General features: G+C 44.8%; 27 protein-coding genes. 12 read left to right on the top strand and 15 right to left on the bottom strand.

Annotated elements, in window-relative coordinates:
* Positions 1 to 487: 487 nt before the first annotated feature.
* The 8 genes from coxB to cyoE all read left to right on the top strand — a co-directional run bounded on the left by coxB (position 488) and on the right by cyoE (position 7,089).
* Positions 488 to 1,309, top strand: a complete 822-nt coding sequence (gene coxB, locus ABF87_RS13390; RefSeq protein WP_160829621.1) for a cytochrome c oxidase subunit II — start codon at positions 488 to 490, stop codon at positions 1,307 to 1,309.
* Between the two features lie 12 nt (positions 1,310 to 1,321).
* Positions 1,322 to 2,908: a cytochrome c oxidase subunit I gene (ctaD, locus tag ABF87_RS13395; RefSeq protein ID WP_160829622.1), complete on the top strand. Its 1,587-nt coding sequence runs from the start codon at positions 1,322 to 1,324 to the stop codon at positions 2,906 to 2,908.
* 117 nt (positions 2,909 to 3,025) lie between these two features.
* Positions 3,026 to 3,574 (top strand): cytochrome c oxidase assembly protein, encoded by a 549-nt coding sequence (locus ABF87_RS13400; RefSeq protein WP_160829623.1) that lies wholly within the window; start codon positions 3,026 to 3,028, stop codon positions 3,572 to 3,574.
* A gap of 44 nt (positions 3,575 to 3,618) precedes the next feature.
* Positions 3,619 to 3,792: a DUF2970 domain-containing protein gene (locus tag ABF87_RS13405; protein ID WP_275689472.1), complete on the top strand. Its 174-nt coding sequence runs from the start codon at positions 3,619 to 3,621 to the stop codon at positions 3,790 to 3,792.
* Between the two features lie 33 nt (positions 3,793 to 3,825).
* Positions 3,826 to 4,683: a cytochrome c oxidase subunit 3 gene (locus tag ABF87_RS13410; RefSeq protein ID WP_160829625.1), complete on the top strand. Its 858-nt coding sequence runs from the start codon at positions 3,826 to 3,828 to the stop codon at positions 4,681 to 4,683.
* Between the two features lie 168 nt (positions 4,684 to 4,851).
* Positions 4,852 to 5,574, top strand: coding sequence for an SURF1 family protein (locus ABF87_RS13415; RefSeq protein WP_160829626.1), 723 nt, complete (start codon positions 4,852 to 4,854; stop codon positions 5,572 to 5,574).
* Complete coding sequence (locus ABF87_RS13420; RefSeq protein WP_160829627.1) at positions 5,543 to 6,124, top strand: hypothetical protein; 582 nt, start codon at positions 5,543 to 5,545, stop codon at positions 6,122 to 6,124. The genes ABF87_RS13415 and ABF87_RS13420 overlap by 32 nt, the downstream gene beginning before the upstream one ends.
* Before the next feature lie 71 nt (positions 6,125 to 6,195).
* Positions 6,196 to 7,089, top strand: coding sequence for a heme o synthase (gene cyoE / locus ABF87_RS13425; protein WP_160829628.1), 894 nt, complete (start codon positions 6,196 to 6,198; stop codon positions 7,087 to 7,089).
* Positions 7,090 to 7,260: 171 nt separating this feature from the next.
* Here the strand turns inward: cyoE and ABF87_RS13430 are convergent, their stop codons facing one another.
* Both ABF87_RS13430 and ABF87_RS13435 read right to left on the bottom strand, forming a co-directional pair.
* The gene (locus ABF87_RS13430) at positions 7,261 to 8,640 is read right to left on the bottom strand and encodes an FAD-linked oxidase C-terminal domain-containing protein (protein WP_160829629.1); all 1,380 of its coding nucleotides are present in this window, start codon (positions 8,638 to 8,640) and stop codon (positions 7,261 to 7,263) included.
* Positions 8,641 to 8,652: 12 nt separating this feature from the next.
* Positions 8,653 to 9,231, bottom strand: coding sequence for a BON domain-containing protein (locus ABF87_RS13435; protein ID WP_160829630.1), 579 nt, complete (start codon positions 9,229 to 9,231; stop codon positions 8,653 to 8,655).
* A gap of 110 nt (positions 9,232 to 9,341) precedes the next feature.
* On the opposite strand from ABF87_RS13435, the gene ABF87_RS13440 reads away from it, so the two are divergent.
* The gene (locus ABF87_RS13440; RefSeq protein ID WP_240143691.1) at positions 9,342 to 9,848 is read left to right on the top strand and encodes a chemotaxis protein CheW; all 507 of its coding nucleotides are present in this window, start codon (positions 9,342 to 9,344) and stop codon (positions 9,846 to 9,848) included.
* A 50-nt stretch (positions 9,849 to 9,898) separates the two neighbouring features.
* Positions 9,899 to 10,789: an acetylglutamate kinase gene (gene argB / locus ABF87_RS13445; protein ID WP_160829631.1), complete on the top strand. Its 891-nt coding sequence runs from the start codon at positions 9,899 to 9,901 to the stop codon at positions 10,787 to 10,789.
* A gap of 15 nt (positions 10,790 to 10,804) precedes the next feature.
* Here argB and ABF87_RS13450 read toward each other — a convergent pair whose 3' ends face one another.
* Entirely contained in the window at positions 10,805 to 11,530 is a 726-nt protein-coding gene (locus ABF87_RS13450) for an RNA methyltransferase (RefSeq protein ID WP_160829632.1), read from the bottom strand.
* 126 nt (positions 11,531 to 11,656) lie between these two features.
* Here ABF87_RS13450 and ABF87_RS13455 point away from each other — a divergent pair, with 126 nt between their 5' ends.
* A complete protein-coding gene (locus ABF87_RS13455; RefSeq protein WP_160829633.1) occupies positions 11,657 to 12,223 on the top strand; it encodes a plasmid pRiA4b ORF-3 family protein in 567 nt (188 codons plus the stop codon).
* Positions 12,224 to 12,393: 170 nt separating this feature from the next.
* On the opposite strand, the gene ABF87_RS13460 is transcribed toward ABF87_RS13455, so the two are convergent.
* The 6 genes from ABF87_RS13460 to rpmH all read right to left on the bottom strand — a co-directional run bounded on the left by ABF87_RS13460 (position 12,394) and on the right by rpmH (position 17,449).
* The gene (locus ABF87_RS13460; protein WP_160829634.1) at positions 12,394 to 13,092 is read right to left on the bottom strand and encodes a response regulator transcription factor; all 699 of its coding nucleotides are present in this window, start codon (positions 13,090 to 13,092) and stop codon (positions 12,394 to 12,396) included.
* Positions 13,093 to 13,164: 72 nt separating this feature from the next.
* Positions 13,165 to 14,526 (bottom strand): tRNA uridine-5-carboxymethylaminomethyl(34) synthesis GTPase MnmE, encoded by a 1,362-nt coding sequence (gene mnmE / locus ABF87_RS13465; protein WP_160829635.1) that lies wholly within the window; start codon positions 14,524 to 14,526, stop codon positions 13,165 to 13,167.
* A gap of 63 nt (positions 14,527 to 14,589) precedes the next feature.
* Positions 14,590 to 16,515: a membrane protein insertase YidC gene (gene yidC / locus ABF87_RS13470; protein WP_160829636.1), complete on the bottom strand. Its 1,926-nt coding sequence runs from the start codon at positions 16,513 to 16,515 to the stop codon at positions 14,590 to 14,592.
* Between the two features lie 193 nt (positions 16,516 to 16,708).
* Complete coding sequence (yidD, locus tag ABF87_RS13475) at positions 16,709 to 16,918, bottom strand: membrane protein insertion efficiency factor YidD (RefSeq protein WP_160829637.1); 210 nt, start codon at positions 16,916 to 16,918, stop codon at positions 16,709 to 16,711.
* Positions 16,903 to 17,283, bottom strand: a complete 381-nt coding sequence (gene rnpA, locus ABF87_RS13480) for a ribonuclease P protein component (protein ID WP_345789922.1) — start codon at positions 17,281 to 17,283, stop codon at positions 16,903 to 16,905. The genes yidD and rnpA overlap by 16 nt, the downstream gene beginning before the upstream one ends.
* Before the next feature lie 31 nt (positions 17,284 to 17,314).
* Positions 17,315 to 17,449: a 50S ribosomal protein L34 gene (gene rpmH / locus ABF87_RS13485; protein ID WP_090721140.1), complete on the bottom strand. Its 135-nt coding sequence runs from the start codon at positions 17,447 to 17,449 to the stop codon at positions 17,315 to 17,317.
* A 539-nt stretch (positions 17,450 to 17,988) separates the two neighbouring features.
* Between rpmH and ABF87_RS13490 the strand changes: the two genes are divergently transcribed.
* Positions 17,989 to 18,471, top strand: a complete 483-nt coding sequence (locus tag ABF87_RS13490) for a DUF5658 family protein (protein ID WP_160829638.1) — start codon at positions 17,989 to 17,991, stop codon at positions 18,469 to 18,471.
* Positions 18,472 to 18,477: 6 nt separating this feature from the next.
* Here ABF87_RS13490 and ABF87_RS13495 read toward each other — a convergent pair whose 3' ends face one another.
* The 6 genes from ABF87_RS13495 to ABF87_RS13520 form a co-directional block, all read right to left on the bottom strand.
* Positions 18,478 to 19,830 carry a TolC family outer membrane protein gene (locus ABF87_RS13495; protein ID WP_240143692.1) on the bottom strand — a complete coding sequence of 451 codons (1,353 nt, stop codon included), beginning with the start codon at positions 19,828 to 19,830 and terminating at the stop codon, positions 18,478 to 18,480.
* A 2-nt stretch (positions 19,831 to 19,832) separates the two neighbouring features.
* Entirely contained in the window at positions 19,833 to 21,191 is a 1,359-nt protein-coding gene (locus tag ABF87_RS13500; protein WP_160829639.1) for an HlyD family type I secretion periplasmic adaptor subunit, read from the bottom strand.
* A gap of 54 nt (positions 21,192 to 21,245) precedes the next feature.
* Complete coding sequence (locus ABF87_RS13505; RefSeq protein ID WP_160829640.1) at positions 21,246 to 23,030, bottom strand: type I secretion system permease/ATPase; 1,785 nt, start codon at positions 23,028 to 23,030, stop codon at positions 21,246 to 21,248.
* A gap of 141 nt (positions 23,031 to 23,171) precedes the next feature.
* Positions 23,172 to 24,056, bottom strand: coding sequence for an NAD-dependent epimerase/dehydratase family protein (locus tag ABF87_RS13510; protein WP_160829641.1), 885 nt, complete (start codon positions 24,054 to 24,056; stop codon positions 23,172 to 23,174).
* On the bottom strand, positions 24,049 to 24,966 hold the full coding sequence (locus ABF87_RS13515; protein ID WP_240143693.1) for a glycosyltransferase family 2 protein: 918 nt from the start codon (positions 24,964 to 24,966) through the stop codon (positions 24,049 to 24,051). Before ABF87_RS13515 ends, ABF87_RS13510 begins: the two co-directional genes overlap by 8 nt.
* A gap of 19 nt (positions 24,967 to 24,985) precedes the next feature.
* Positions 24,986 to 25,900 carry a glycosyltransferase family 2 protein gene (locus ABF87_RS13520; RefSeq protein ID WP_160829642.1) on the bottom strand — a complete coding sequence of 305 codons (915 nt, stop codon included), beginning with the start codon at positions 25,898 to 25,900 and terminating at the stop codon, positions 24,986 to 24,988.
* Positions 25,901 to 25,935 lie beyond the last annotated feature (35 nt).

A 25,935-nucleotide genomic window follows, 5' to 3' on the forward strand; every position in this document is an offset into this window, starting at 1 on the left:
ACTAGTTGACCACTACATTCTGATTAAATTGGTGTGACGGAATTATGAGCTTAGGCTGGCCATAAATACATTGCGGCAAAGCTAAACAGAACTGTCTACTTTTTAGAACAAATCTCTTAAAATTGAAGAGAAAATTTTTTTTGGTATGGATATTTTTAATATCATTTCATAGCAATACCATTTTATAAGCAGGGTAATATTGCTATAATAATCATGAATTTTCCTTGTTTGAGTAACAGTGGCATGCTAGAATTTCCGCTCGATTAATTAGCATATAGAGGATCTCTATAACTAATAAAATCTAAGTTGCGGATAATAAGGAAATTCGGCCAAGGAAATGTAATTATCGTCAGTCATGGTATGGTTTTAACAAAACGAGATTTTGACGTATGACTTCCGTAAGCTGGCTGAACTTGGATAAACGTTCAGGTTTGTAGCGTTAGTCGTACCTGAAATCTGTAAAATTAGTAATCATGTGGGGGGAAATATGAGAAGTAAATCAGTAGCAACCCTGGCGGGGGTATCCGCTCTTGCTTTGTACTCAAGTATTGCGTTAGGGTCTAAATATAATTTACCAGAACCGCAAAGTGTCATAGCAAAAGATATTTATGATCAGCATATACTGCTTATGTGGATTTGCTTGGTGATTTTCATAGGTGTATTTGGTGTCATGTTTTATTCTGTGCTTAAACATCGTAAATCATTGGGTTATAAAGCAGCCAATTTTCACCATAGCACGGCCGTTGAGATAATCTGGACGGTAATACCTTGTATTATTCTTGTTGTAATGGCATATCCGGCCACAAAAACAGTCATCGCAATGAAAGATACTTCGAGTCCCGATATGACTATTAAAGCTACGGGATATCAGTGGATGTGGGGCTACGATTATCTTCAGGGTGAAGGTGAAGGTATTAGCTTTTACAGCAAATTATCGACACCTAGAGCTCAAGTCGAAAATAAAGCGCCAAAAGGTGAAAACTATTTATTAGAAGTGGACAATCGTGTGGTTGTACCAGTCGGTAAAAAAGTGCGCATTATTTTAACGGCGAATGACGTAATCCATGCTTGGTGGATTCCAGCTCTAGGTATCAAACAGGATGCCATTCCCGGTTTTATACGAGATACATGGTTCAAAGCAGATACTCCAGGAATTTATCGTGGCCAATGTGCTGAGCTATGCGGTAAGGATCACGGATTCATGCCGATTGTGGTTGAAGTGATGGAATCAGGTGAATATACCAAGTGGGCGGCAGCTCAATTAAGCGCATCTACGGTTAAAACATCAATGCATGTGGAAAACAAGTAAAAGGAGATAACTATGGCAGCAGTACACGGTGACGTTCATGGTCATGAACATGATGACCATCATCCAAGCGGAATAATGCGCTGGATTACAACTACCAATCACAAAGATATTGGTACGATGTATTTATGGTTCAGTTTTGCGATGTTTCTTACAGGTGGAACATTGGCATTAGGAATTCGTGCTGAATTGTTTCAACCAGGAATTCAGATTCTTCAACCAGAATTATTTAATCAATTTACTACGCTGCATGGCTTGATTATGGTGTTCGGCGCCATTATGCCGGCATTTGTGGGGTTTGCGAACTGGCAAGTGCCACTAATGATCGGTGCTCCCGATATGGCATTTGCTCGGATGAACAACTGGAGTTTTTGGTTGCTGATCCCTGCCGCGACATTGCTCGTTAGCTCATTTTTTGTACCTGGAGGCGCGGCAGCAGGCGGGTGGACATTCTATCCTCCATTATCGACTCAGGGTGGACTGGGCGTGGATTTGATGATTTTCGCAGTTCATATTTTGGGAGCATCCTCAATAATGGGCTCGATTAATATCATTACCACCATTTTAAATATGCGTGCGCCTGGTATGACATTGATGAAAATGCCAATGTTTGTTTGGACTTGGCTAATTACTGCTTATTTGCTCGTTCTGGTAATGCCAGTGTTAGCCGGTACAGTAACCATGCTGCTTACAGACCGTCACTTCGGCACAAGCTTCTTCAATGCAGCAGGTGGCGGAGATCCTGTGATGTTCCAACATATTTTCTGGTTCTTTGGCCATCCAGAAGTTTACATCATGATTTTGCCTTCTTTCGGTATCGTGTCAGAGGTGATTCCTACTTTTTCGCGTAAACCTTTGTTTGGCTATTCTTCTATGGTTTATGCAACCGCATCGATTGCTATTTTATCTTGCGTAGTATGGGCTCATCACATGTTTACAGCCGGGATGCCGACGGTTGGGCAATTGTTTTTCATGTATGCAACGATGTTGATTGCAGTACCGACGGGCGTAAAAGTATTTAACTGGACTGCGACCATGTGGCGTGGCTCCATGTCGTTTGAGACTCCTATGCTATTTGCAATAGGATTTATTTTCCTATTCGTTATTGGCGGTTTCAGCGGCGTGATCTGTGCAATTGTTCCAATTGACATTCAAGTTCAGGATACCTATTACGTCATTGCACATTTTCACTATGTGCTGGTTTCCGGTTCATTGTTTGCATTGTTTGCAGGTGCGTACTATTGGATTCCAAAATGGACAGGCCGTATGTACAACGAAACGTTGGGTAAATGGCATTTCTGGTTATCCATGTTCTTCTTCAATTTAACCTTTTTTGTGCAACATTTCTTAGGCTTAGCAGGAATGCCACGTAGAATTCCAGATTACAATCTTCAATTTGCTGATTTCAACATGATTTCAAGTATTGGAGCATTCGGATTTGGAATGACACAACTTCTTTTTCTTTACATTATGATTAGTTGTATTCGTAGCGGAGAGAAAGCACCTCAAAAACCATGGGATGGTGCAACAACATTGGAATGGACGCATCTACCGACACCTGCGCCATATCATAGTTTTGAAAAACCACCTATTGTGAAGTAATAAAGAGAAGCGTATGTCACAAGAAACGGATACAAATATCAAGCGCAAGAAATATAGAACGGCGATATTTTTGCTGATTACGGTTGTAGGTCTTTATTTAACGGTTATTTTAAAAGAATGGTAGATAACGCTTCATCAAGCGCTAATGTTTTAATGAGAAAAAAACTGCTCATTTTTACATTAATCATGTTCGTTTTTGGATTTGCGCTTGTGCCATTCTATGAGAAATTCTGTGAAGTAACTGGCATAAATAATCTTCTAAAGCCGGATGTACTCGTGAAGGAAAACTGGGTGGATGAAGAGCGATGGATTACAGTGGAGTTTGATGCGAATACGCGAGGATTGCCTTGGAGCTTTAAACCACTGCAGACAAGCGCTCGAATTCATCCAGGCGAACCAGTAAATGTGATGTACGAAATTACTAATAATTCAGAGCGTGAAATTAATGGACAAGCAATACCTAGTTATAGTCCGCGCTTTCTGGATAAGCATTTAAAAAAATTTGAATGTTTTTGTTTTACAAAACAGGTGTTAAAGCCAAAAGAAACTCGACAAATGCCAGTGCAGTTTGTGATTGAACCTGGATTACCTATCGATGTGCAAACAGTAACTATTTCATATACTTTTTTCGAACTTCCGGAAGGAAATAATCCTGTCAAAAAGTGAGCATAAAGGAGTGAAAAATTACTGACGAGCAGAAAAAAGCGACTTTGTGGCAGATTGCGAAAGCAGTGATGTTTGCTTTTGTGGGTATTCGTAAAAAAAGTGATCTTGAAAACGATGCTGCAACGCTAAAGCCCTCGCAAGTCATCATCGGGGGAATTATCGGAGCAATATTATTTGTACTTTGCATTATGTTAGTGGTTCGCTTAGTGGTTAGTTAGAATTGAATAAATCATAAGTAGGAGGAGAAAAGAATGAGTCAAGAATCAGGACATTATTACGTCCCAGCTCCGTCAATGTATCCAATCATTGGATCAACGGCGATTTTGTTCATGGGTTCGGGTGCAGCTCTGACCATGAATAAAATGGAATTGGGTTATGGATTGCTAGCAGTTGGTTTTTCTATTTTAATTTATATGCTCTTCGGATGGTTTGGAACCGTTGCAAGAGAAAGTGAAAGCGGAAAATATGGTGAGCAAGTAGATCGTTCTTTTCGCTGGGGAATGAGTTGGTTTATTTTTACTGAAGTTATGTTTTTCTGTGCATTCTTTGGCGCCTTGTACTACATGCGGAATTTATCAATTCCTTGGCTAGTTGAAGAAAGCACCGTATTAGGAAATTCTTTCTGGTCTTCATACGAAGGAAAATGGCCGACCGCAGGCCCTGGTACTCACGATCCGTTTACTCCGATGGGTGCATGGGGTTTGCCTGCTTTTAATACACTGTTGTTATTGACTTCAGGTGTGACGGTAACTATTGCCCACTGGCGATTAAAAGAAAATAGACGTGATGGACTAAAACTATGGCTGTTAGCAACTGTTGCTCTTGGAGCCTTATTCATCGCGTGCCAAGCATACGAGTATGTTCATGCGTATAACGATCTCAACTTAAAATTGACCACCGGTGCCTATGGTTCAACATTCTTCATGTTGACGGGATTTCATGGTTTTCATGTGACCATCGGTACAATTATGCTGCTGGTTATCTACTTCCGCAGCGTGGCGGGACATTTCACTCCTGAGCATCATTTCGGATTTGAAGGAGTTGCGTGGTATTGGCACTTCGTTGACGTGGTTTGGTTAGGATTGTTTGTTTTTGTGTACTTGATGTAAGACAATTTCGAAGATTTCATCAGTTGTGCATTATGAATTTGATTAAAATTCATAATGCACATAAGTGAAGTCCAAAGAAATGATTCATCCGATAATTAAATGAAGATCTGTTTGATACTTTCCTGAGTAATTTCTAGCAGCTATCGAGTCTCGTCTTTGCCTTAAAATATGATTGTCTTTGGATATCGATTTGAACCTAAGCTATGGACAATCATAGTTACTGTGATATCGGTGGTAATCTTTATTGAATTAGGAAAATGGCAATTGTCTCGTGCTGAAGAAAAAAATATCCAATATAATCAATTGGAAGAGTTTGCTAAGCAGCCCATGATTGCACTTCCGAAGTCATCGATAAAACTTGATGATTTCAAATATCGCGAAGTTGAAATCGAAGGCAAGTATCTTTCTGAGCATACTCTATTGATTGATAATAAAACTTACAAAGGCCGTGCCGGTTATCACGTCATAACACCTCTCGAAATTTCAAATAGTACACTTAGTGTAGCCGTTAATAGAGGATGGATATCAACTGGAAATGATAGAACAATATTGCCGGAAGCACCGGAAATCCGGGGAACGATCAAAGTGACAGGGATTGTAGTATCTCCGGAATTAAGAACGCTGCAATTATCGGAACCGATCAGACATGGTAAAGTTTGGGATAAATTTGATCTGCACAGTTATCAAGAAATGACAGGTCGTGATTTTCAGCCAATTCTGATATTGCAGAAAGATAAATCTGATGATGGATTGATTCGAGACTGGGAGAAGCCTGATTCAGGTGCGTCAAAAAATATCGGATATGCGGTGCAATGGTTTTCGTTAGCAATAACAGCAATAATTATTTTTTTGGTATTGAATGTCAAACGAGCAAGCACAAAAAGCAAATAGGCGTAAATTTCTGTTACTGCTAGCCCTAATGTGCGCACCAGTAATTGTTTCATATACGTTGTACTTTTTTGATTTTAAACCCGACAGCAAACATTATGGAGATCTGCTTCCTATTGTGAAGACGTCAGGTAAAGGTACGAACATTGCAGATAATACGATACTGAGAATGAAGGATCTACATGGCAAATGGGTTTTAGTGACTGTAGATTCCGGACAGTGTGGGGAGTTGTGCAGGGAAAAGCTTTATTACATGCGACAAGTACGTATGGTGCAAGGAAAAGAAAAACACCGAATAGAGCGATTATGGTTACTTAATGATGATATTGATCCTGATCCAGAACTGATCAAAGATCATGAAGGCCTGTATGTTGTGCGTGACAAAGATCAGGAGATTCTCAATGTTTTCGAAACAGCTGATGTACGAACAAAGCATGTTTATCTACTTGATCCGATAGGTAATTTAATGATGCGCTTTCCGGAAAAGATAGATGGAAAGAAGATGGGTAATGACATTAAAAGACTTTTGCATGTCTCTCAAATTGAACATTAGTGGTCAATGATTAAAAGCACCCAAATTTATCAAATATTTAATTACAAGAATGTGAAGAGGAGGTTAGAAAGATGGCTACAAGCATGATGTGGCATGAAACTGCATCGCGTATCAATCAATTCTATCGATTGACGAAGCCGCGCGTTGTCTCGCTCATTGTATTTACCGCAGTGATTGGAATGTTTTTGGCCGTGCCAGGTGCAGTGCCTATAGATACCCTTATCTTGGCAACCGTGGGAATTGCATTAGTGGCTGGCGCAGCCGCAGCCTTAAATTGCCTGGTGGAACAAAAGATGGATGCGGTTATGGCAAGAACCAAGGGTCGGCCATTACCTCAAGGAAGAGTCAGTGTACCTGAAACTTTATTTTTTTTGACTCTCGTTGGCGGCTCGGGTCTCTTTATTCTTTACCACTGGATTAATGAATTGACAATGTGGCTTACTCTGGCAACGTTCGTTGGATATGCCATTATTTATACCGTTATTCTGAAACCATTGACTCCGCAAAATATTGTCATCGGTGGCGCATCCGGTGCAATGCCTCCAGTTCTTGGGTGGACAGCCGTGACAGGCGAGATTGCGAGTGACGCATTGCTCCTTTTTTTAATTATTTTTGCATGGACACCACCACATTTCTGGGCTTTGGCACTATATCGAAAAAATGAATACGCATCGATTGGGATGCCGATGCTACCAGTGACGCATGGTGATCAATTCACAAAATTACAGGTATTACTCTACACCGTTATATTATGTCTAGTGACTACCATGCCATATGTCACGCAGATGAGTGGACTCATTTATTTAGTAAGTTCGGTGATATTGAACGGTGTCTTTATGTATTATGCGATTGCGATCTATCGTAATTATAGCGATCAACTAGCTAGGGAAGCTTTTCGCTATTCGATACTTTATCTTGCGTTGTTGTTTGTAGCATTATTAGTTGATCATTATTTCTTTTTCTAAACTTTGATCAAAGAAGGGATTCGTTGCGTGTTGCATTGGTTAGAGCAGTTTAAGAATGCAGGCGCAACGAAAAAGCAGTTTCAAATCATATCTACGCAAGTATCAAAAAAGATCACGAGCGAAATCAGGATTAGTGAATCGAAAGAAGTGCTTGACTTCTTGAAGCTTTACTTAAATTTCGGGAAATAATTTGCCGGGGTTCAGAATGTTTCTTGGATCAAATAGATACTTGATGTCGCGCATCAACCTTAGTGTAGCCTGATCAATTTCCTTAGTGATAAACGCGCGTTTTTCACTGCCAATTCCATGTTCGCCTGATAACGTGCCGCGCAATTGAATGACTAAATCGAATATTTCATCCAAACAACGCTCGGCTCGTGCGACTTCATCCGCATCAGCAGGGTTTATCAACAAATTCACATGAATATTACCGTTACCGGCATGCCCAAAGTTGACATTGTGAAGCCGGTATTGCGCGCTAAGTTGCGATAAGCCCTTTAAAAATTGAGGCAGTGTGCTAACGGGTACCACGACATCTTCGTTAATTTTTTTTGGGGCGATTTCTTTCAGTAATGGAGACAACGCTTTTCTAGCTTTCCATAGCATGGCAGTGTTCTCGGTTTGGCTTGCACGGATTAATCCGTCATTCTGACAGGCTGCGAGTATCACGGATATTGCATCAGAAATATCCTTGCCAGAGCTTTCTACTTCAATCATGAGCATTGCGTGGGTATCCGATGGCAGCATATCGGGATATCGATGACGTATCAAATGGAGTGAACCATTGTCCAGAAATTCCAATGCGCTAGGCAATTGCGGCAATGCCATGATGCGGACGATTGCAGCGGTGCAACTGGATAGATCTCGAAAATGCGCGGTAATGCCGGCTACCTTATCGGGAAGAGCAGTCAACTTGAGAGTTGCCTCTGTGATGATAGCTAGCGTACCTTCTGAACCGATCAAAAGGCGGGTCAAATCATAACCGACTACTCCTTTCGTGGTATAGCATCCGGTAGTGATGAAATCACCTTTTCCGGTTACCGCCTTCAATCCTAATACGTGATCTCGGGTCGTTCCATACTTGACAGCATGAGGACCGCCTGCACCGGTGGCAATATTGCCACCAATCGTTGAGAACGCTGCGCTTGAAGGATCAGGCGGCCAGAAGAAACCATCAAGCTTGGCCACATCCTGCACCGCTTGATTTAATACACCAGGCTCGGCGACAATGACGCGATTTGCTGCATCCATCGACAGAATATTGAGCATCCGCTCCATGGATAAAGCGATGCCTCCAATCTCAGGCAGACTGCCTCCCGCTGTTCCAGTGCCGCGGCCGCGAGGAATCAATGGAATACGATAGCAGTTGCATAACGCCACGACATGTTGTACTTCTTCGGCGGTCACGGGAAATACTACAGCATCCGGCGGGTAAATTTTACGGCTGTTATCGTAAGCATAACTGTAACAATCCACAGGATCGGTCAAAAATCGATCTGATGGAAACGCGCTGGTTAATTCAGTGATTAACTTACCGGGTAACGTTGCCATGAATGATAGAAATTACCTGTTATACTCGAATACCTTGACAACTTTCTTTACGCCCGAGGTTGAACTGGCGATCTGAGCGGCATTTTCACCTTCTTGATGTGACACGACACCGAGTAAATAGACGACTTCATTTTCTGTGACAATCTTGACGTGATTGATTTGAAATTTGCGTTCTGCAAGGAAGCGAGCCTTGACCTTTGATGTGATCAAAGTATCGTTGCTGCGGGAAGCCAGGGTGGTGGGAAGTCCAACTGCAATTTCATTGAAAATTTTACGCACGTTATCCACTCCCATGATCAATCGTTCGATATCGATCTTGATGGATTCAGTAGGTACTTCGCCAGTAAGCAGCACGATACGATTATAACTGGTGACATTGATATGCACTTTATCACCAAATTGCTGATGAATGCGTCGAGTGCTTTTTAATTCAATACCTTCATCTTCAATGAACATACCGCTGGTTCTTCGATCTTCTGAAACATAAGCGCCGGTTCCTGCGGCGGTGCCAACCGCGAACATAGGTACGCAACCAGAGAGAAGTGATGACAGCAATAACATTGACAGCCAGTATTGATTTAAAACCTTCATTTTACTCACTCCACAGAATTCAAAATTTGATGCCCGATAATACAGTAAAATAACTGCCTAACGTAAATTCGATCAATTAAAATCCTTTAGAACCGAATGACATACTAGCCATGATGGATACTCAAAAAAGACAACTGCCGGATACTCAAACTGCACACGTCAAAAATGATGACGCCTCGACAGCTGTGCTGGGGGTGTCAGTAGGAGATGATCGTTATCTCATCTTGATGACGGAAGTAAACGAAGTCATTCCGATACCAAAGCTGGGGCGAGTTCCATTGACGCAACCCTGGTTTCTCGGCTTGGCGAACGTTCGAGGAAATTTATATGGAATCACAGACCTGAGAGTTTATCTCGGTGGTGATTTCGTGCCATTCAATTTGAAATCACGCATATTGCTGGCGTCACTGGACAATAAAGTTTTTGGAGGTTTTATCGTGAATAACATGCTGGGTATCAGAAATCTTTCCGACTTTACCCCTGTCGAACCGGGCAAGAAGGAACTTACCCCCGGTGTTACAGCCCACCATCAGGATGCAGAAGGGCGGCTATGGCGGCAGTTGAGCTTGCTCGAATTGTTGCATGATGAGAAATTCTTGCATATCGCTGCTGATTAGCTCAACTCAAGAAAATTTTCTATCTACAATCTTCATACCTTATTGCCAGAATGACACAGATTCCTCTGACGAGTGGGAAAGACAAAGCCAAGATTCTGGCTGAGGCGCTACCCTACATTCAACGATTCCACGGTAAAACCATCGTCATCAAATATGGCGGGAACGCTATGGTGGAAGAGAATCTGAAACATGGATTTGCGCGCGATGTCGTGTTGTTGAAACTGGTAGGTATGAATCCGGTCATCGTTCATGGTGGCGGCCCACAGATCGATGATATGTTGAAGCGCGTCGGCAAACAGGGTGAATTCATACAAGGCATGCGTGTTACCGATGCGGAAACCATGAACGTGGTAGAGATGGTGTTGGGTGGTTCTGTCAACAAGGATATCGTCAATCTGATCAATCGGCATGGCGGCAAGGCCGTAGGCTTGACTGGCAAGGATGGGGCATTCATTCGCGCCAAGAAAATGCTGATGCCAGATCGGGAATCTGCCGGAAAATGGATCAATATCGGCCAGGTCGGCGAGATCGAATCGATCGACCCAGCACTGATTGCACTACTCGACACGCAAGATTTCATTCCGGTCATTGCACCCATCGGAGTGGGCAGAGATGGAGAATCGTACAATATCAACGCCGATTTGGTGGCCGGCAAACTGGCAGAAATTCTGCAAGCCGAGAAGCTGATCTTGCTCTCCAACATTCCTGGTGTCATGGACAAGGCAGGTAAGCTGCTAACCGGGCTCACCGCTCAGCGGGTCGATGAATTGTTTGCCGATGGCACCATCTCCGGTGGCATGTTACCCAAGATCGGCTCGGCGCTGGATGCTGTCAAAAAAGGTGTCAAGTCCTGCCATATCATCGACGGTCGTGTCGAACATGCATTGCTGCTGGAGATTCTCACTGATCAAGGAGTAGGCACGTTAATTAAGGAAAGTTGATGGCTCGGTGATTGATCAGCGTTTGCTCAAAGCGGTGAGTATGCCGCGCAATATTTGTACTTCTTCTTTTTCCAGTCGGGCTCGCGCAAATAATCTGCGCACCCGCTGCATCAGCCGTTTGGGGCGCTGTGGATTCAGAAAACCGCTGGTAATCATCAATTCCTCAAGATGCGCATAGAAGGATTCCAGCTCGTTGAAACTGGCTGGCGGATATGTCGCTACATCAGGTACAGGCTCTGATTGCTCGATGAATGCCATATGCAGTTCATACGCCATCACCTGTACCGCACTGGCCAGATTCAATGACGGGTACTGGGGATTGGCAGGGATATGGATGATGATCTGGCATTTGCTGACCTCCGCAGTCGTCAATCCGGTATTTTCTCTTCCAAATAGCAAGGCTACGGGTTGTTTTGCATAGCGCAATAACTCGCGAGCGCCTGTTCGTGCATCGAACACATCATGCGATAGCTCGCGTGGCCGTGCTGTTATCGCAGCAACCAACACGGTTTGATCGAGTGCTTGATCCATATCTGTGCAAACCTGCGCCTGCTGCAAAATATCCGTCGCATGAGCGGCGCGCGCTTCGGCTTCTGCATGAGGGAAGAATTTAGGTTCGATCAGATACAATGAATGCAATCCCATCGTTTTCATCGCCCGTGCTGCCGCGCCAATATTGCCGGGGTGACTGGTGTGGCTGAGTACGATGCGGATAAGGTCGAGGGGGCAGTAGTTCATCATGAGCAAAGGTTAGAACCGAAAAGGATTGATTCTATCAAAGCAAAGAATGCACTACATAGCTCAGGAAGACAGCCTAATATTTTTAGATATTCTGATTTAAGAAATAATTGATAGGGAGTTTGTTAATTGGCAAAACCTTCAACAGCAAAATCGCTACGATCTATTTATCAACTGAAAATTATCTTGAATGATATCCGTCCGCCGATATGGCGCAGGTTTTTGATCGCCAGCACTGAGAGCTTAACGGATTTGCATCTCGTCATACAGATCGTGATGGGCTGGACTGATTCGCATCTGCATGAATTTATCAAGGGTAGAGAACGGTATGGTGTGCCGGATGAAGATTTTCCTACGGATGTTCTTGATGAATCTGAATTCCGCATCGATCAGATTTTGAAACAGGAAAAGGAGAAACTGCGGTATACCTACGACTTTGGCGATAGTTGGGATCATGACATCGTTTTGGAAAAGATCCTGCCGTTTGAAACGCAAACCCGATTGCCCGTTTGTCTCAAAGGAAGCCGTGCCTGTCCGCCGGAAGACATTGGTGGACTGCCAGGATATGAAATGTTTCTCGAAGCGATCGCCGATCCCAATCACCCTGAACATGATGAGATGCTTGAATGGTTCGGAGAACCATTCGATCCTGAGCATTTCGATGTTATAAAAGTGAATGACCTATTACAAACATGATCAATCTTCAGGGTTAATTCGCGATTTGAATAATTGCCTATTGGGCAGAGAATTCTGCGGGATGTGTTACTAAAGCATGCCTCGTTCCGTGAAAAAGTTTCTTGAGGAGAATAACGGATAGGATTAATGAATCGGCTTTAGCCAAGTATTTTCAGCAACAATGAGCGATATTAAGTCAATGCAGGGTGCTTAGCTTGTTGCAAGCGATAGCCATAGCCATAGATGGTCGTGATATCCCAATCATTCTGAGAAGATAGATTGAGTTTATTGCGAATGCGGCTGATATGCGTGTCAATCGTGCGCGTATCGATTTCTGCTGCCAACCCCCATATTTTTTCCAGTAAGTGAACTCGCGACAGGAGTTTGTTCGGATTCTGAAAGAGATAACAAGCAAGCAAGAATTCTTTTTGGGTAAGGTCGGTGCGTTTTCCTGCTACCGTGATTTCTTGATTTTCTTGGTCAATTTCATAGGGACCAAATTGAAGATGGGCTGGGGTTTGTTTTTCTCGGTTGCGTCGTGCCAGAGATTCGATTCGGGCGAGCAACTCGAAATATCGAGGTGATTTTACAAAGTAATCATCAGCTCCCATGTGCAGTGCGGTGACCACGTCCGATTCGTTATTGCGCGACGTAACACATATGATTGGAATGGTCGAGTGGAGCGTTTTACGTACTCCGTTGAGCACTTCTTCGGCGGTGCCGTCGGGTAGCATCCAATCGATAATGAGAAGATCAAATTTCTCCTGTTTAAGGGCTTCCATGAACGAAGAAATCGTTCCGAAGAATTCGTATTGATGCCGGGTCGGAGAAAAGAGAAGCTCGTAGATGGATATCTGGGTCACTTCGTCTTCGAGTATTCCTAAACGCATAGGTCGCCAAAGTTTAAATGTCTGAGTTGGGTGAGTCAGCGGCATTTTCTTGATGGGGCTTTAGGGAAATTGCTATTTCCCGATACAAAAATGGGAAAAAATTTCCCCGAGTAGATCGTCTGCAGTAAATTGGCCTGTGATTGAAGATAATGCATTTTGCGCGAGCCTCAGTTCTTCAGCCAATAATTCTAAGGGGAGGTCATTTTTAGTGAAGCTTTGTGCATTGTCGATATGTGTTTTAGCAAGTGTAAGTGCCGTTAGATGGCGTTGCCTGGCCGTGAAGATGCCTTCACCGGCGTGATGGAATTGCCACCCAGCGGTTTCTAAAATGATCTGGCGGAGTAGTTCGATGCCTTCGCCAGTCTTGGCGGAAATATAAATGCAGATACGGTTTCTTTCTCGCTCAATTCTGGGCGATTCATTGGAAAGGTCGATTTTATTGTAGACAACGATGTAGGGCTTGTCAGCGGGAATGTGACGAAGGGCTGGGTCGTTTTGATCTGGTGGAGAGAGAGGGTGTGTTGCGTCGACCAATCCAAGGATCATGTGCGCATTGTTCATGACCACATGTGTGCGTTCGATGCCTTTTTGCTCCACGATATCGGTGGTTTCTCGAAGTCCGGCCGTGTCTATGACATGGACCGGCACGCCTTCAAGGGTGATGGTGCGCAAAATGGTATCCCGGGTAGTCCCGGGAACATCGGTGACGATGGCCACCTCGTCTTCGACCAATTGATTCAGCAATGTCGATTTGCCTACGTTCGGTGCGCCTACCAGCGCAATTTTGATACCTTCCTGCAATAGATTTCCTTGCCGGGCTGACCGGAAAATCTGCTCAAGCTGTGCATGGATGTCATCCAGCTTGGTTCGGATATAAAGCAGGTGGGTGCCTTCAATTTCTTCCTCCGGGAAATCGAGAGTGGCTTCGATCAGCATGCGGAGCGTGATCAAAGAATTAACGACTTCATCAATTCTTGCTGAGAACCGGCCTTGCAGGGAATTGACTGCACAGCGGGCTGCCTCGCATGTACTGGCCTCAATGATGTCCGCTACGCTTTCGGCCTGAACCAGATCAATTTTGTTATTCAAATAAGCACGCAATGTAAATTCACCGGGCTGTGCCAAACGAGCACCGGCAGAAAGACATTCGGTGAGCAGCAGATTCATGACTGCCGTGCCGCCGTGACCCTGTAATTCGAGCACATCTTCGCCAGTATACGAATGAGGAGCCGGATAATATACTGCGATCCCTTGATCGATCACTTGCTTTTCATTATCCAGGAATTGGCTTAACTGGGCGTAACGCGGCTTAGGAAGGTTACCTAGGATTTTCTCGGCAAGTTTTGCCAGGTTCTTGCCGGAAATGCGTATGATGCCTATACCTCCGCGTCCTGGCGGAGTAGCAATGGCTGCAATGATATCAGCGCTCATCATGAAGTTTGATGGCACATCGTAGGAGCTGGTTATTCACTGCTTAGGATAACCAGCATTCATCGTTTATTTCTTTCTGGATTTTTTATGAGATACATTGCCTTTTGATTTGACCGGAAGCTTGCCTTTCGCTGCAGCGCTTGGAGCATTAGCTGCCGGTTTTTGAATTTGCTCGGTACTTGTTTCGGCAGCGAGCGCTACTTCTTCCTTCACCAGGTCGTTAGCAGAAATGGAGAGTTGAGGTTCCTCTGCAGGTGCTTGGGGCTTGGTTTTTCTATTGGTTTTGTTATTCCCTTTGACAGCAGTCTCTGTCGATTTGTTTTCATACATCCGGGTGATTTGCCATTGTTGCAGAATGGAAAGAATATTGTTGCACAGCGAATAGAGTACCAATCCGGCGGGGAAAAAGAAAAAGAATATACTGAATGCCAGTGGCATGATTTGCATGACTTTTGCCTGAATCGGATCGGCTGGCGTTGGGCTCAACTTGGATTGCACCCACATCGAAATGCCCATGATGACCGGCAACACATAATATGGGTCAGGCACCGACATATCCGTGATCCACAGGGCTAACGGCGCATAGCGCAGCTCAACCGCTGCCATCAGCGTCCAGAATAAGGCGATGAATACCGGAATCTGAACTAGGATCGGCAGGCATCCTCCCATCGGGTTAATTTTCTCTTCTTTGTAGAATTCCATCATCGCTTGATGCATGCGCTGACGGTCGCTGGCATATTGTTCGCGTATCCTTTGCAGTTTAGGCGTCGCTATCCGCAGCTTGGCCATCGAACGATATCCGGCTGCAGATAGCGGGAAAAATAACAGCTTGACCGTCAACGTCAGAAGAATAATGGCTACGCCCCAGTTATCTACCCATGAGTGATAGAACGAGAGTAGCCAGAATAGCGGCTTGGCCAAGACGGTTAACCATCCATAATCGACTGTGAGCTCCAATCCAGGCGCTAGCTCCGCCAGCTTGTTCTGTTCTTGAGGGCCCGCATAGAAGGGCATGGTGATATGCTTGGTTTGACCAGCTTCAATGGCGCCGACCGGTGCGATCACGCCCGCAGTATATTGGTTGGGTGCGAGGCGTTTCGCAAAATATTCTCGCGGCGTGTTTTGCGGAGGAAGCCAAGCCGTCAGAAAATAATGTTCCAACATGGCTATCCAACCATTGTCAGCATTGGTTGGGTACTCTGCTTTATTTTTATCCAGATCGGAAAATTTAATTTTTAGAAATTTTTCTTCTTCTGTATACATCGCGGGGCCGGTATACGAATGAACCATCGAGCTGGCGCCTGTCGGTTCATTGGCGTCTCTTAGCATCTGGAAATAAGAGAAAGGGATGAGAGTCGTTCCTCCCTGATTGTTAATTTCAAATTCCACATCAATGACATAGCTGTCTCTGTGAAAGGTGAAGATTTTAGCGACCTGCACGCCATCGGTTTCTGGTGCAAGCAGTCGAATTACTACCTTATCTTGCCCAGCTTCCAATTCATAATTGCGCGTATTGGAATCTAAAGTGTAATTAGTTTTATGGCTGGGTAATCCTTCTCCGATAAGTCCAGATTGTGCGACCTGAAAACGTGCAGTTTTGTCCAATAACAGCTCATACGGTTTGCTTTCGTCTTCTCGGGAAGGGTATTCAATCAGCCCGAGTTGACGGATATCACCGCCAGCGGTATCGATCTCCGCAATCACCTTATCCGTTTTTACTGTGATCTTTTCACCAATGGCAAACAAATTGGGCGTGACTGATGGAGTAGCACCTTCTATCCCAGCAGCGATACCGTTCGGCTCCGTGGTCGACGAAGTAAGACCGTCTCCCGGTACTGGGAGAGGATCGTGTCGTTGATTGGATGAATTCGAGTTTGCCCCGGACATAACCTGTGAGGGAGGTGGCGGGTTGATTTCTTTTTGCCATGCTTCCCACAAAAATAGGAGTGATGTGGAAAAAATGATAATGAGTACAAGTTTCTTTGTTTCCATTGTTTATCTGATCAGGTTGGGTTTCTGGGTATGGCGGCGCTATTGAGAAAATCAATAACAATATAGCGATAGTATAAGTGCTGAGAATTTCTCATGTTGGGACACGGTATTGATGTGTAATCACTTTTATTCTAAAAGGTGTTGCTGGATAAATTCTTTGGAAAATTACTTATCTATTTATATTCTTTGTTATTCAGGGAACTGGCTCATAACCACCCTTGCTCCAGGGATTGCATCGCAGTATGCGCCATACGGTCAACTTCGTCCCTCGTATTACACCGTATTTTTCATAGGCTTCGCGAGCGTACTGAGAGCAGGTAGGACTGAATCGGCATGAAGGAGCCAGTAAGGGGCTGATGCAATACTGATAACACCTTATCAAGAAAATTAATAGTCGTGACATTGCTGTAATTCGATCATCAATGACTGAACTTCATGGATTAATCGTATTGATTCATGCTTATTGATTGTCCGTTTCAATCGTATTACCCAATCCATATGATGATCATTGCCAGATTTCCTATGCTGGCTTTTACGAAATGTTTCGCGAAGGATACGTTTAATCCAATTGCGCTTAACCGCACGACGTTCAATCTTTTTGGGAACAATCAAACCTATACGTGCACAGTCCAATCCATTTGGTTTTGCGTAAACCTGGATTAAATCGCCAGTTACCTGATATCTTAAAGTAATTACCGCAGAAAATTCCGCTGCTTTATGTAACCTGCAATTTCTAGGTAGCGAATGAATTTCAACAAACTTAAAAATAAGTTATCAATTAAGAAATAGACGATTAGGCTTAAACACTTAATCGAGCTCTTCCCTTAGCGCGACGTGCCCGAATCACTGCTGCGCCACCGCGCGTTTTCATGCGAACAAGAAATCCATGCGTGCGTTTTCTTTTAGTAACTGAGGGTTGATAAGTCCTTTTCATTTCTCTCTCTGATTCTTTAGTCAATAGAACCGCGTATTACAACTTGTTAAGGCCGTGATGTCAATATTATTTATCAAGATGTTCTGGCAGTAGTCGAGAGAAGTGAATGATGAGTCTTGTTTATGCATGAGTACAAATAAATTTTTCTTCATTGAGGTCTTTTTCTCCAGGCTGATATTTACGGCTTCGCATAGATTTTTATAAATTCCAATAATATTGAGTGACTTGATGTAATTGAATTGCGCACCTATATATTCGGAAGTATATTCTGGTGGGTTATTTTTAGGAGATGTGTACCTTTGACCTGGTTGTTTTGTCGATTCGACTTCATGACATATTTCTCTTTTCGTTCAGAGCGTGGACAGATAGCATACTAGGGTCTCTGATTAATATCCTAATCGAGGCATTTTCCGGAGGATGCTGCCAAATCCCTTATGCAATGCTCCATATGTGCTGATGACCATGGAGCTGTCTTGACAAGCAAAGTACCAGGAACGATTTGGATTGAATTTTATGATATCAATAATTGAGGTAGAGATATGCCAACTGCATTTCAACTGTCTAATAATCGACATTACGACCGTCGTCAAAGCATGCCATTTTTCTGTGCGTTCCATATGGGAATCAAGAGGGGCAGAAGAAGAAACCAGCGACGTGAAATGGGAGGAAAACCAGTATACGTAGATTCTTATTCTGGTCGACTGGTACTCTGCACGAGTCTGATTTTATTATTGAGTGCGCTGGATGCGTTTCTAACACTGAATATTTTGGCCAATGGTGGCGAAGAGCTCAATTGGCTTATGGCGATACTTTTGGAGGACAGTGTAGAAAAGTTTGTGGGATTCAAACTTGCATTGACAGCTATGGCGCTCATTTTGCTGATCATCCATCACGATGTTCAGATCATGAAATGGTTCCGAGTAAGATATTTTAAGTATATGATTTTGAGTGGTTATAGCATATTGATTGGTTACGAAATATATTTGCTTGAATTGGCCGCGGCAGTTGATATGCTGAACTGATATTGATCAGTTCTGAGACTGAACACGTTGAGGTTTGAAATAAGTCGCTACATTCCTCAAGTCATCCAGTACCAATGTGCCGGCGGCGAACTGTAACCGAAGATAAGCCAATAAATAGTTATAGCGAGCCTGAGCTAAGTCACGTCGCGCAGTATGAAGTTGTTCCTGCGCATCGAGAAGGTTTAAATTGATGCGTATTCCTCCGAGTATGCTTTTCTGGGTAGCATCTACTAATAGTTCTGCAGATTTAACCCCCATCTCAAGAGACTCAATTTTTTTGACGCTACTCAAGAGAAGGTTATATTGTTTTCGCAGCTCTACCAGTATCTTGTCGGTGATTGCGTTTAAATCAGCTTCTGCGCGAGCATGATTGGCCTTGGCCTGAGCGGTGGTTGCATTGACACGACCGCCTGAGTATAACGGGAAATTAATTTCGACGCCTACGGTTCCCAGACTGACATCACGGTCCTGCGTAATGAAAGAACCAGCTTTGTTGCGAGTCAAACTGGCAACGAAATCTACTCGCGGGGCATGTCCGGCATGACTTTTCCTGATTTCCTCTTTCCCTGAGGCGACAGCGTGTCGTTGAGTTACCAGTTCAGCATTACGTTCCAGGGCCATCTCATACCAAGTATCATAATCTTGTAATTGAATGGCGCGGGAGCTGAATTGCTCGGACAGTTGATCCAATTGAGTAATTTTTTGACCGACAATAGCCTCAAGCTTAAGTTGTGCAACCTCAAATTCATCTTTTGCTTCGATTACGCGGGCTTGTGCAATGGCATATTTCGATTGCGTTTCCAGTACATCGGTCGTAGTTCCCTCGCCTTTTTGCAGCATGCGTTCATTGACGCGTTTGAGCTCTTCAAGTGAGTTGAGTTGCGTTTCAGCCAATCTGGCACGCTCTTGAGTCAATAAGGCATCGACATAGGCTTCGACCAATCGTACGACAAGCTCCTGGCTTCGGCCGGTAAATTTGGCACGGCTTGAATCAGCCTGCGCTTTTCCTTGTCGGTAACCTGCGAGTGCTTCCATATTGATGATCGGTTGGCGCAAGGACAACGTACTCACCTGACTATCAAAATTGAGAGGGCCGGTTGCATTGTTTTGTGTAATCGTTCCAGAGCTGGTGCTTTGCGAGTGCGTGACTGATAAATTGGGCAGCAGATTTGCAAGCCCGATTTTTTCTGCCTGTTCTCCAGCTTCGCTTTCATGTAGTGCAGAGCGATAGGTTGGATCATGGTAGAGGGCGGCCTCATAAGCATCCAGCAGACTCATGGCGTGCACAGCATTCGCTTGTTGGTTGAATAAGAAAATGCAAAGCAGGGCAATGAATTTCCGATGTGTAAAAGGCATCATTGCTACTCTTCACTCATGGACGAATGAACACGATCCAGAATCGGTTTGAATAAATAACTCATCAATGATCGTTCGCCTGTCTTAACAAAGATTTCTACGGGCATACCTGCGCGAATTTGATGATCTGTCAGCATTCTTAAACCTTCCGGTGTCACTCTGGCCTTAATGGTATAGTAAGGCAATCCACTTTTCTCATCAGTCAGACGGTCAGCAGAAACATGAGTGACGAGACCTGGAATGTTGGGTGTTTTTTTCTGGTTGAGTGCGGAAAAGATGAGATCGACCGGCAATTCTGGATGGACTTTATCAATCAGATGCACAGGAACTTGTCCTGTCACAATCAGCGTATCGTCGCTGGGCACAATGTCCATTAATTTGAAACCAGCTCCAATGACCCCTCCTTCGGTGAATACATTCATACCTACGATCGTTCCATCAACAGGTGCCTTGACTTCAACATTGGCCAATTCGAAATCCTGTCCATTCAACCGATTTTGTAATGACTCCGCTTCTCGCTTGATATCTGATAATTGTTGCCGGACTTCTTTCTGATACTCCTGTTGACGATGGATGCGACGCTGTTGAAGCTCTGAAATTTGACGCTGCGTACGCCCTATATTACCGATGTCGGCGGAGATTTCCCCGGACAATTGAGTGTAGGTGCGTTCCAGTTCCAGGACACGGTTGCGCGGAACAAAGCCATCAGTCGCAAGATCGCGCATGTTGATGAGTTGTTCTTCCAAAAATTTGGATTGTTGGAGTTTACTGGATTTGGATGCTTCGAGTCCGCGTAATTGTACTTTTAGACCGGCAATATTTTCATCCAATGCGGCTATTTCATGCTGCAATGACAATCGGCGTGATAGAAATAATTGATTTTGTATGATGATATTATTGGTGACGCGACTATCATTTTGTACCGATAGCAACTCGGGCGGAAAACTGATTTCGTTTTTTCCATCACGTTCTGCTAGCAGACGGGCTTCGGTAGCATGCGCAGCCATAAGCTGGGTACGGGTGATTTCGGCTTGCGCCTTGATTTGCACATCATTCATGCGAACCAGTATCTGTCCCATGTTTACATGATCGCCTTCTTTTACCAAGATCTTTTCAATGATTCCGCCGGTTTGGTGCTGAACGGCCTGCAGATGTCGAGAGACAGTGACAGTGCCCGGGACTGGCACACCTTTATCGATCGGTGCAAGTGTAGCCCATAGAACAAATCCGCCAAATCCAGCCAGAACAATCCACCATCCTAATCGTGTATAGTGAGTTTCATCGGTTTCCACCCGATGTGAGCTTGAGCTATCCACTACAGTATTTTCAACAACGATTTCTTTTTCTTCAGAAACGAGCTTCATTATTAGTCCTGTGAAGGTGGCATTGTGCAATGCATCATCAAAATAGGCATTCTATTAATTCTCCGAATGAACAGAACCATTGGCTGGAGGTGTTTGATCTTGAGATCCCTGTTTATTGGCATCTTGCTGAGCAATAAGCCCTTTCTGAGCTTGTTGTTGCTTGGTGAGTTTTTCGATGACTTGATTGGTCGGCCCAAACATCTTTGCCGTTCCATCCTGCAACAATAACAACTTGGTAGTCACGCTGATGATGCTGGTGCGATGAGTGATCAGCACGATGGTTTTCCCGCGTTTGCGCAAATCAATCAAAGCCGCTAATAAAGCCTGCTCGCCGACGTCATCCAAATTGGAATTCGGTTCATCAAGCACAATCAATGAGGGATCGTCATACATGGTTCTCGCCAAACCGAGCCGTTGTTTTTGCCCGCCGGATAAGCCTGCGCCGCCATCGCCCAACGGCGTGTCATAACCTTCCGGCATGTTAAGAATCATTTCATGCACGCCTGCACGCTTAGCGGCCAAAATAACTTTATCGGCATTAATTTCTCCAAAGCGCGCAATGTTTTCGGAAACGGTGCCGGCAAACAATTCGATATCCTGCGGCAAGTAACCGATATGAGGCCCGAGCTCGTCCTTGTTCCATAAGTAAACATCGGCACCATCCAATCTCACTTTTCCAGCGGCGGCTGGCCATACTCCCACCAATAACCGTGCGAGCGTAGATTTACCTGATCCGCTTGGGCCGATGATACCTAACACTTCCCCGGCGGCAAGAGAAAAAGATAACCCTTTGATAACGGGAATCTTGCCACCCGGGGGAATGGCCGTGACATTCTCAACGGTGACCACGCCTCGGGGTTTTGGTAAGGCCATGCCCGCTTCACGAGCTGGATTTTGCTCGAGCAATTTGGTCAAACGTTCATAAGCGCTGCGGGTGCTGCCAATTTGCTTCCATACACTGATCAATAACTGTACCGGCGCAACTGCCCTGCCCAATAAAATGGAACCGGCAATCATCATCCCTGGGGTAATGTCGTTATCCAGCACCAATAACGCACCCAATCCCAGCATCAGAGATTGGAGTGCTACAGTAAACGATTTGGATAGTGCAGTGACAATACCAGCTTTTTCGCTCGCTTCAGCTTGCAAGTTCAGGAAGCGGCTGTGCAATTTGTACCAGCGTGATTGGATATTGGGCAACATGCCCATCGCTTCGATGACTTCAGCATTCCGTAAATTATTGGATGCGATATTGGTCGAGGCAATTGCCATGGAATTGGCTTCCGCCAGCGGTTTATGGGAAACTTTTTCATTGACGTAGGCCAACGTGATGAGTATGGCTGTGCCACATAACGCGAAAACACCGAGGATCGGATGAAACATGAAAATGACGAAGAGATAAATGGGAAACCACGGTGCATCAAAGAAAGCGAACAGCGCATTTCCGGTCAGGAATTGGCGTAGATTAGTCAAATCCTTCAACGCTTGGCCCGCATTTCCGTCTCCTTGTTTCAAGCTTTGCTCAAACGCGGCAGTATATACCCGCCGATTCAACTTCATGTCGAGCTGCGCGCCTACTCTTATCAGTACAAAACTGCGCACATATTCCAGCGTCCCCATGAATATATAGGCGCCTACCATGATCAGCGTCAGCATTAACAAAGTCATTTCATTCCGGCTGGTCAAAACGCTATCATAGAGCTGCAGCATGTAAATGGCTGGCATGAGCATCAACATGTTGATGACCGCACTGAAAACACCTATGTTGCGAAATGTTTTTTTAAAGCCGGTAAGGACTTCAGCAACTTCATTATGTGGCGCTTTGAATTTAAATTTCATCAGGAAAAAATGTGGATGGAAGAGTGTAGGTACTTACAGCATTAAGCAATGGAGCAACCTATGGATATCATAAAAAAGTATCATCTCCTAATTGCGCTGCAGAGTTATCAGCATTGAATCAATTGCAATTATAGTTTTCCACTAGCCATTTTGCCTAGGCAAATCATCGACGCTGACGTTAAATGGCCGAGGAACGATGTTCAAATCGCGTTTTGCGTCACACCCATCGAAGATCAAATCCTGATCCATGCGTTTTGCCATGGCCACTGTCCAGTGCTGGTATCGGGGCAGACAACGTAATCCCCACAGCACGATGCGAAAAAACCAAAGCGGTATCGTAACGATACGAACCATATGACCAAGCGCTTTGAATATGCGCGTTACCATTTCTCGGTACGATACAGTTTCCCCTCCCGTCAAGTTATAGCAATGATTTGCTACCGAGGGCGTGTTCAATGCGCTGACGCAGGCTGTCGCAACATCAGCGGCATGAATCGGTTGTCGTAATCCTTGCGCAGATCCGAACACCGGGAAAAATTTAAAACGTTGAATGAACCGTGCGATTTCAGCGATATTTTTATCGCGCCCGTCGCCATAAATCAGAGTGGGGCGCAAAATGATCCATTCAATATGATGAGTGCTTGCCCAGAATTGTACCTGTTCTTCACCTGAAATGATTTGGCCGGCAATTTTTTGTTCATTCATATCGCATGAAGTACGTTTTGTGAAGCGACTGGTGGACGATAATACAACAATTCGCCGCGCGCCATATGATAATAAGAGATCGAAATATGCTGGTAATACCCAAATTGGAGCAACACACACCCAAAAAGGAATGTCCTTTTCTGCGATTGTTTTGTTTTCTGAATCTGAGCAGTTAAGCCGCCGCCATTCAATCTGGGGATGAAGATCAGTCATCGGATCGCGAGAAAAGGCCGTGATGTGCCAGCCCTGTTGCGTCATTTGTCGTAATAACTGCTCGCCTACCAGGCTGGTGGCGCCTAGTATACCGACCTGTTTATTCATGCTTGAACCGGAGCCATTGGTAGATGTCCCGCGCTGCATAGAATAGCACGCTGATACCGAAGCGAAGCCATACACCGCCGGTGATCAATCCCATGACGTAGATAGGATAGTGCTGACGAAAGAATTTTTGATAGAAGCGCACCATGCCTCTGTGTTTGTGCCAAGCTACAAAGTATGGCCGGGTATGACTGCACGTACCTTGAAAATGGGTTACCGGTGCATTGGGCACAAAAATAATTTTCCATTTTTTCTCGCTAAACCGCAGGCATAAATCTAAATCTTCGCAATGTAAGAAGTAGCCTTCATCCCATCCTCCAACAGCATGGATGGCGTCGCGCCTGACCAGCATGAGCGCGCCCGAAATGGCCTCGACCTCAATCGGCTTGATTGGCAAGGGCTGGGTATGGAGATGGAAATCAAAAAATAAGTGCGGCCAGAATTTCTGCAGGCGATATAGGCCAAATCCGCGCACAAAAGCGCGCCACGGGGAAGGGATCGCGCGCCGTCCACCCCCTTGTTCCGAACCGTCGGGGTTGATCAAATAACCGCCCACCATGCCGATTGCGGAGTTTGATTGCAGGGCTTCCACCATGATCTTCAGTGACTCAGCACTCAACAGGCAATCCGGATTCAGGAAAAGAATATACGGTTGCGTTGCCGCAACCATTCCGCGATTGCAACCTGCCGAGAAACCGAGGTTCCTATCCGATAGAATCAATGAAAAACGGCTGTTTTGCGAGAAGCAACGCCTCAGATTGTCTGAGCTTGAGTCGGCTGATGCATTATCCACTACAATGACTTCTTGCGCTTGTTCAAGCGCTGCCTGAACGCACTGGATAATCAGTGATCCGGCGTTATGGTTCACGATAACGACACTGACCGGTTGCAAATGCTGCATCGCGGTATTCATTGGAGGTTTTCTTGCATTTTCAGAGCCTCCCGGATTTTTCCCGGAAACCGTCCTTGAGACCTCTGAGCATCATACCGACATTCGCCCTTCTGTTGGGCGACACGATCAGGAAAAACCAGAAAAAACAGAACATCCGTATCTTGTCAGCGCGTTTCCACGTCGTGGGCATATAAGGGCGCTGCCATAATAGAACGCTATTCCTGAACATATAATAATAACGGAAAGGTTGATGGATCGAGATCGATCGCCAGCGGCCCCACCAGACGAGAATGCGCCGTTCCCCCAATGAATGCAGCATGATTGCGTTACAAACGCCATAAATATCAAATCCGTTGGCTTTTGCCCGAAAACACCATTCGGTATCGATATGATCGATGAATAAATCCTCGTCCATATCGCCAATCCGATCCAGCGCTCCCAACGAAATCAGTGACCCGGACGATATGATGAAATCTGCTCGCACGTAATGGAAGGATGATTCACAACGTAGCCGTGTCAGACTCCATGAACCAACGGCAACAAATTCGGATAACCTGTTGGTCGCATGATCGCGATAGCGCGGGCCGACTGCAGCAACTGATTTTCCCTGTTCCTCCAGGCTCATGAAAGCGGAGTGCAATTCAGCCAGCATATTTGATTCCGGAACGCTGTCCTGATCCATGAAGAGAACAAAGGCAGCATTTAACTCCTTCGCCAAGGCGATGCCGGCGTTATAGGCTTTGCCCAGCCCATAATTTTGCTCGAATGCGATGAGCCTGACATTGTGCCTGTTGGAAATGGGAAGGTACTGCAACATAGCATCGATAGAGGTATTCGAACCATTATCGACCACGACGACAGTTTCGGCTTGGGCCAGTAGCTCTTTGAGGCTGGCCAGCAAAGCGCTCTGCTCAGGATTGTAGGTCACGATGACCGGTATGATATCAGCGTTCAAAGTCTCCAAACTTGCAATAGGAATTTTTCACGAAT

Source organism: Nitrosomonas sp. JL21 (genome assembly GCF_009833095.1).
Lineage (GTDB): Bacteria > Pseudomonadota > Gammaproteobacteria > Burkholderiales > Nitrosomonadaceae > Nitrosomonas.

Excerpts from the sequence above, each read along its gene's own strand:
- coxB (WP_160829621.1), top strand. The coding sequence starts at position 488 with ATGAGAAGTAAATCAGTAGCAACCCTGGCGGGGGTATCCGCTCTTGCT.
- ctaD (WP_160829622.1), top strand. The coding sequence starts at position 1,322 with ATGGCAGCAGTACACGGTGACGTTCATGGTCATGAACATGATGACCAT.
- ABF87_RS13400 (WP_160829623.1), top strand. The coding sequence starts at position 3,026 with ATGGTAGATAACGCTTCATCAAGCGCTAATGTTTTAATGAGAAAAAAA.
- ABF87_RS13410 (WP_160829625.1), top strand. The coding sequence starts at position 3,826 with ATGAGTCAAGAATCAGGACATTATTACGTCCCAGCTCCGTCAATGTAT.
- ABF87_RS13415 (WP_160829626.1), top strand. The coding sequence starts at position 4,852 with ATGATTGTCTTTGGATATCGATTTGAACCTAAGCTATGGACAATCATA.
- ABF87_RS13420 (WP_160829627.1), top strand. The coding sequence starts at position 5,543 with ATGTCAAACGAGCAAGCACAAAAAGCAAATAGGCGTAAATTTCTGTTA.
- cyoE (WP_160829628.1), top strand. The coding sequence starts at position 6,196 with ATGGCTACAAGCATGATGTGGCATGAAACTGCATCGCGTATCAATCAA.
- ABF87_RS13430 (WP_160829629.1), bottom strand. The coding sequence starts at position 8,640 with ATGGCAACGTTACCCGGTAAGTTAATCACTGAATTAACCAGCGCGTTT.
- ABF87_RS13435 (WP_160829630.1), bottom strand. The coding sequence starts at position 9,231 with ATGAAGGTTTTAAATCAATACTGGCTGTCAATGTTATTGCTGTCATCA.
- ABF87_RS13440 (WP_240143691.1), top strand. The coding sequence starts at position 9,342 with ATGATGGATACTCAAAAAAGACAACTGCCGGATACTCAAACTGCACAC.
- argB (WP_160829631.1), top strand. The coding sequence starts at position 9,899 with ATGACACAGATTCCTCTGACGAGTGGGAAAGACAAAGCCAAGATTCTG.
- ABF87_RS13450 (WP_160829632.1), bottom strand. The coding sequence starts at position 11,530 with ATGATGAACTACTGCCCCCTCGACCTTATCCGCATCGTACTCAGCCAC.
- ABF87_RS13460 (WP_160829634.1), bottom strand. The coding sequence starts at position 13,092 with ATGCGTTTAGGAATACTCGAAGACGAAGTGACCCAGATATCCATCTAC.
- mnmE (WP_160829635.1), bottom strand. The coding sequence starts at position 14,526 with ATGATGAGCGCTGATATCATTGCAGCCATTGCTACTCCGCCAGGACGC.
- yidC (WP_160829636.1), bottom strand. The coding sequence starts at position 16,515 with ATGGAAACAAAGAAACTTGTACTCATTATCATTTTTTCCACATCACTC.
- yidD (WP_160829637.1), bottom strand. The coding sequence starts at position 16,918 with ATGTCACGACTATTAATTTTCTTGATAAGGTGTTATCAGTATTGCATC.
- rpmH (WP_090721140.1), bottom strand. The coding sequence starts at position 17,449 with ATGAAAAGGACTTATCAACCCTCAGTTACTAAAAGAAAACGCACGCAT.
- ABF87_RS13490 (WP_160829638.1), top strand. The coding sequence starts at position 17,989 with ATGCCAACTGCATTTCAACTGTCTAATAATCGACATTACGACCGTCGT.
- ABF87_RS13495 (WP_240143692.1), bottom strand. The coding sequence starts at position 19,830 with ATGATGCCTTTTACACATCGGAAATTCATTGCCCTGCTTTGCATTTTC.
- ABF87_RS13500 (WP_160829639.1), bottom strand. The coding sequence starts at position 21,191 with ATGAAGCTCGTTTCTGAAGAAAAAGAAATCGTTGTTGAAAATACTGTA.
- ABF87_RS13505 (WP_160829640.1), bottom strand. The coding sequence starts at position 23,030 with ATGAAATTTAAATTCAAAGCGCCACATAATGAAGTTGCTGAAGTCCTT.
- ABF87_RS13510 (WP_160829641.1), bottom strand. The coding sequence starts at position 24,056 with ATGAATAAACAGGTCGGTATACTAGGCGCCACCAGCCTGGTAGGCGAG.
- ABF87_RS13515 (WP_240143693.1), bottom strand. The coding sequence starts at position 24,966 with ATGAATACCGCGATGCAGCATTTGCAACCGGTCAGTGTCGTTATCGTG.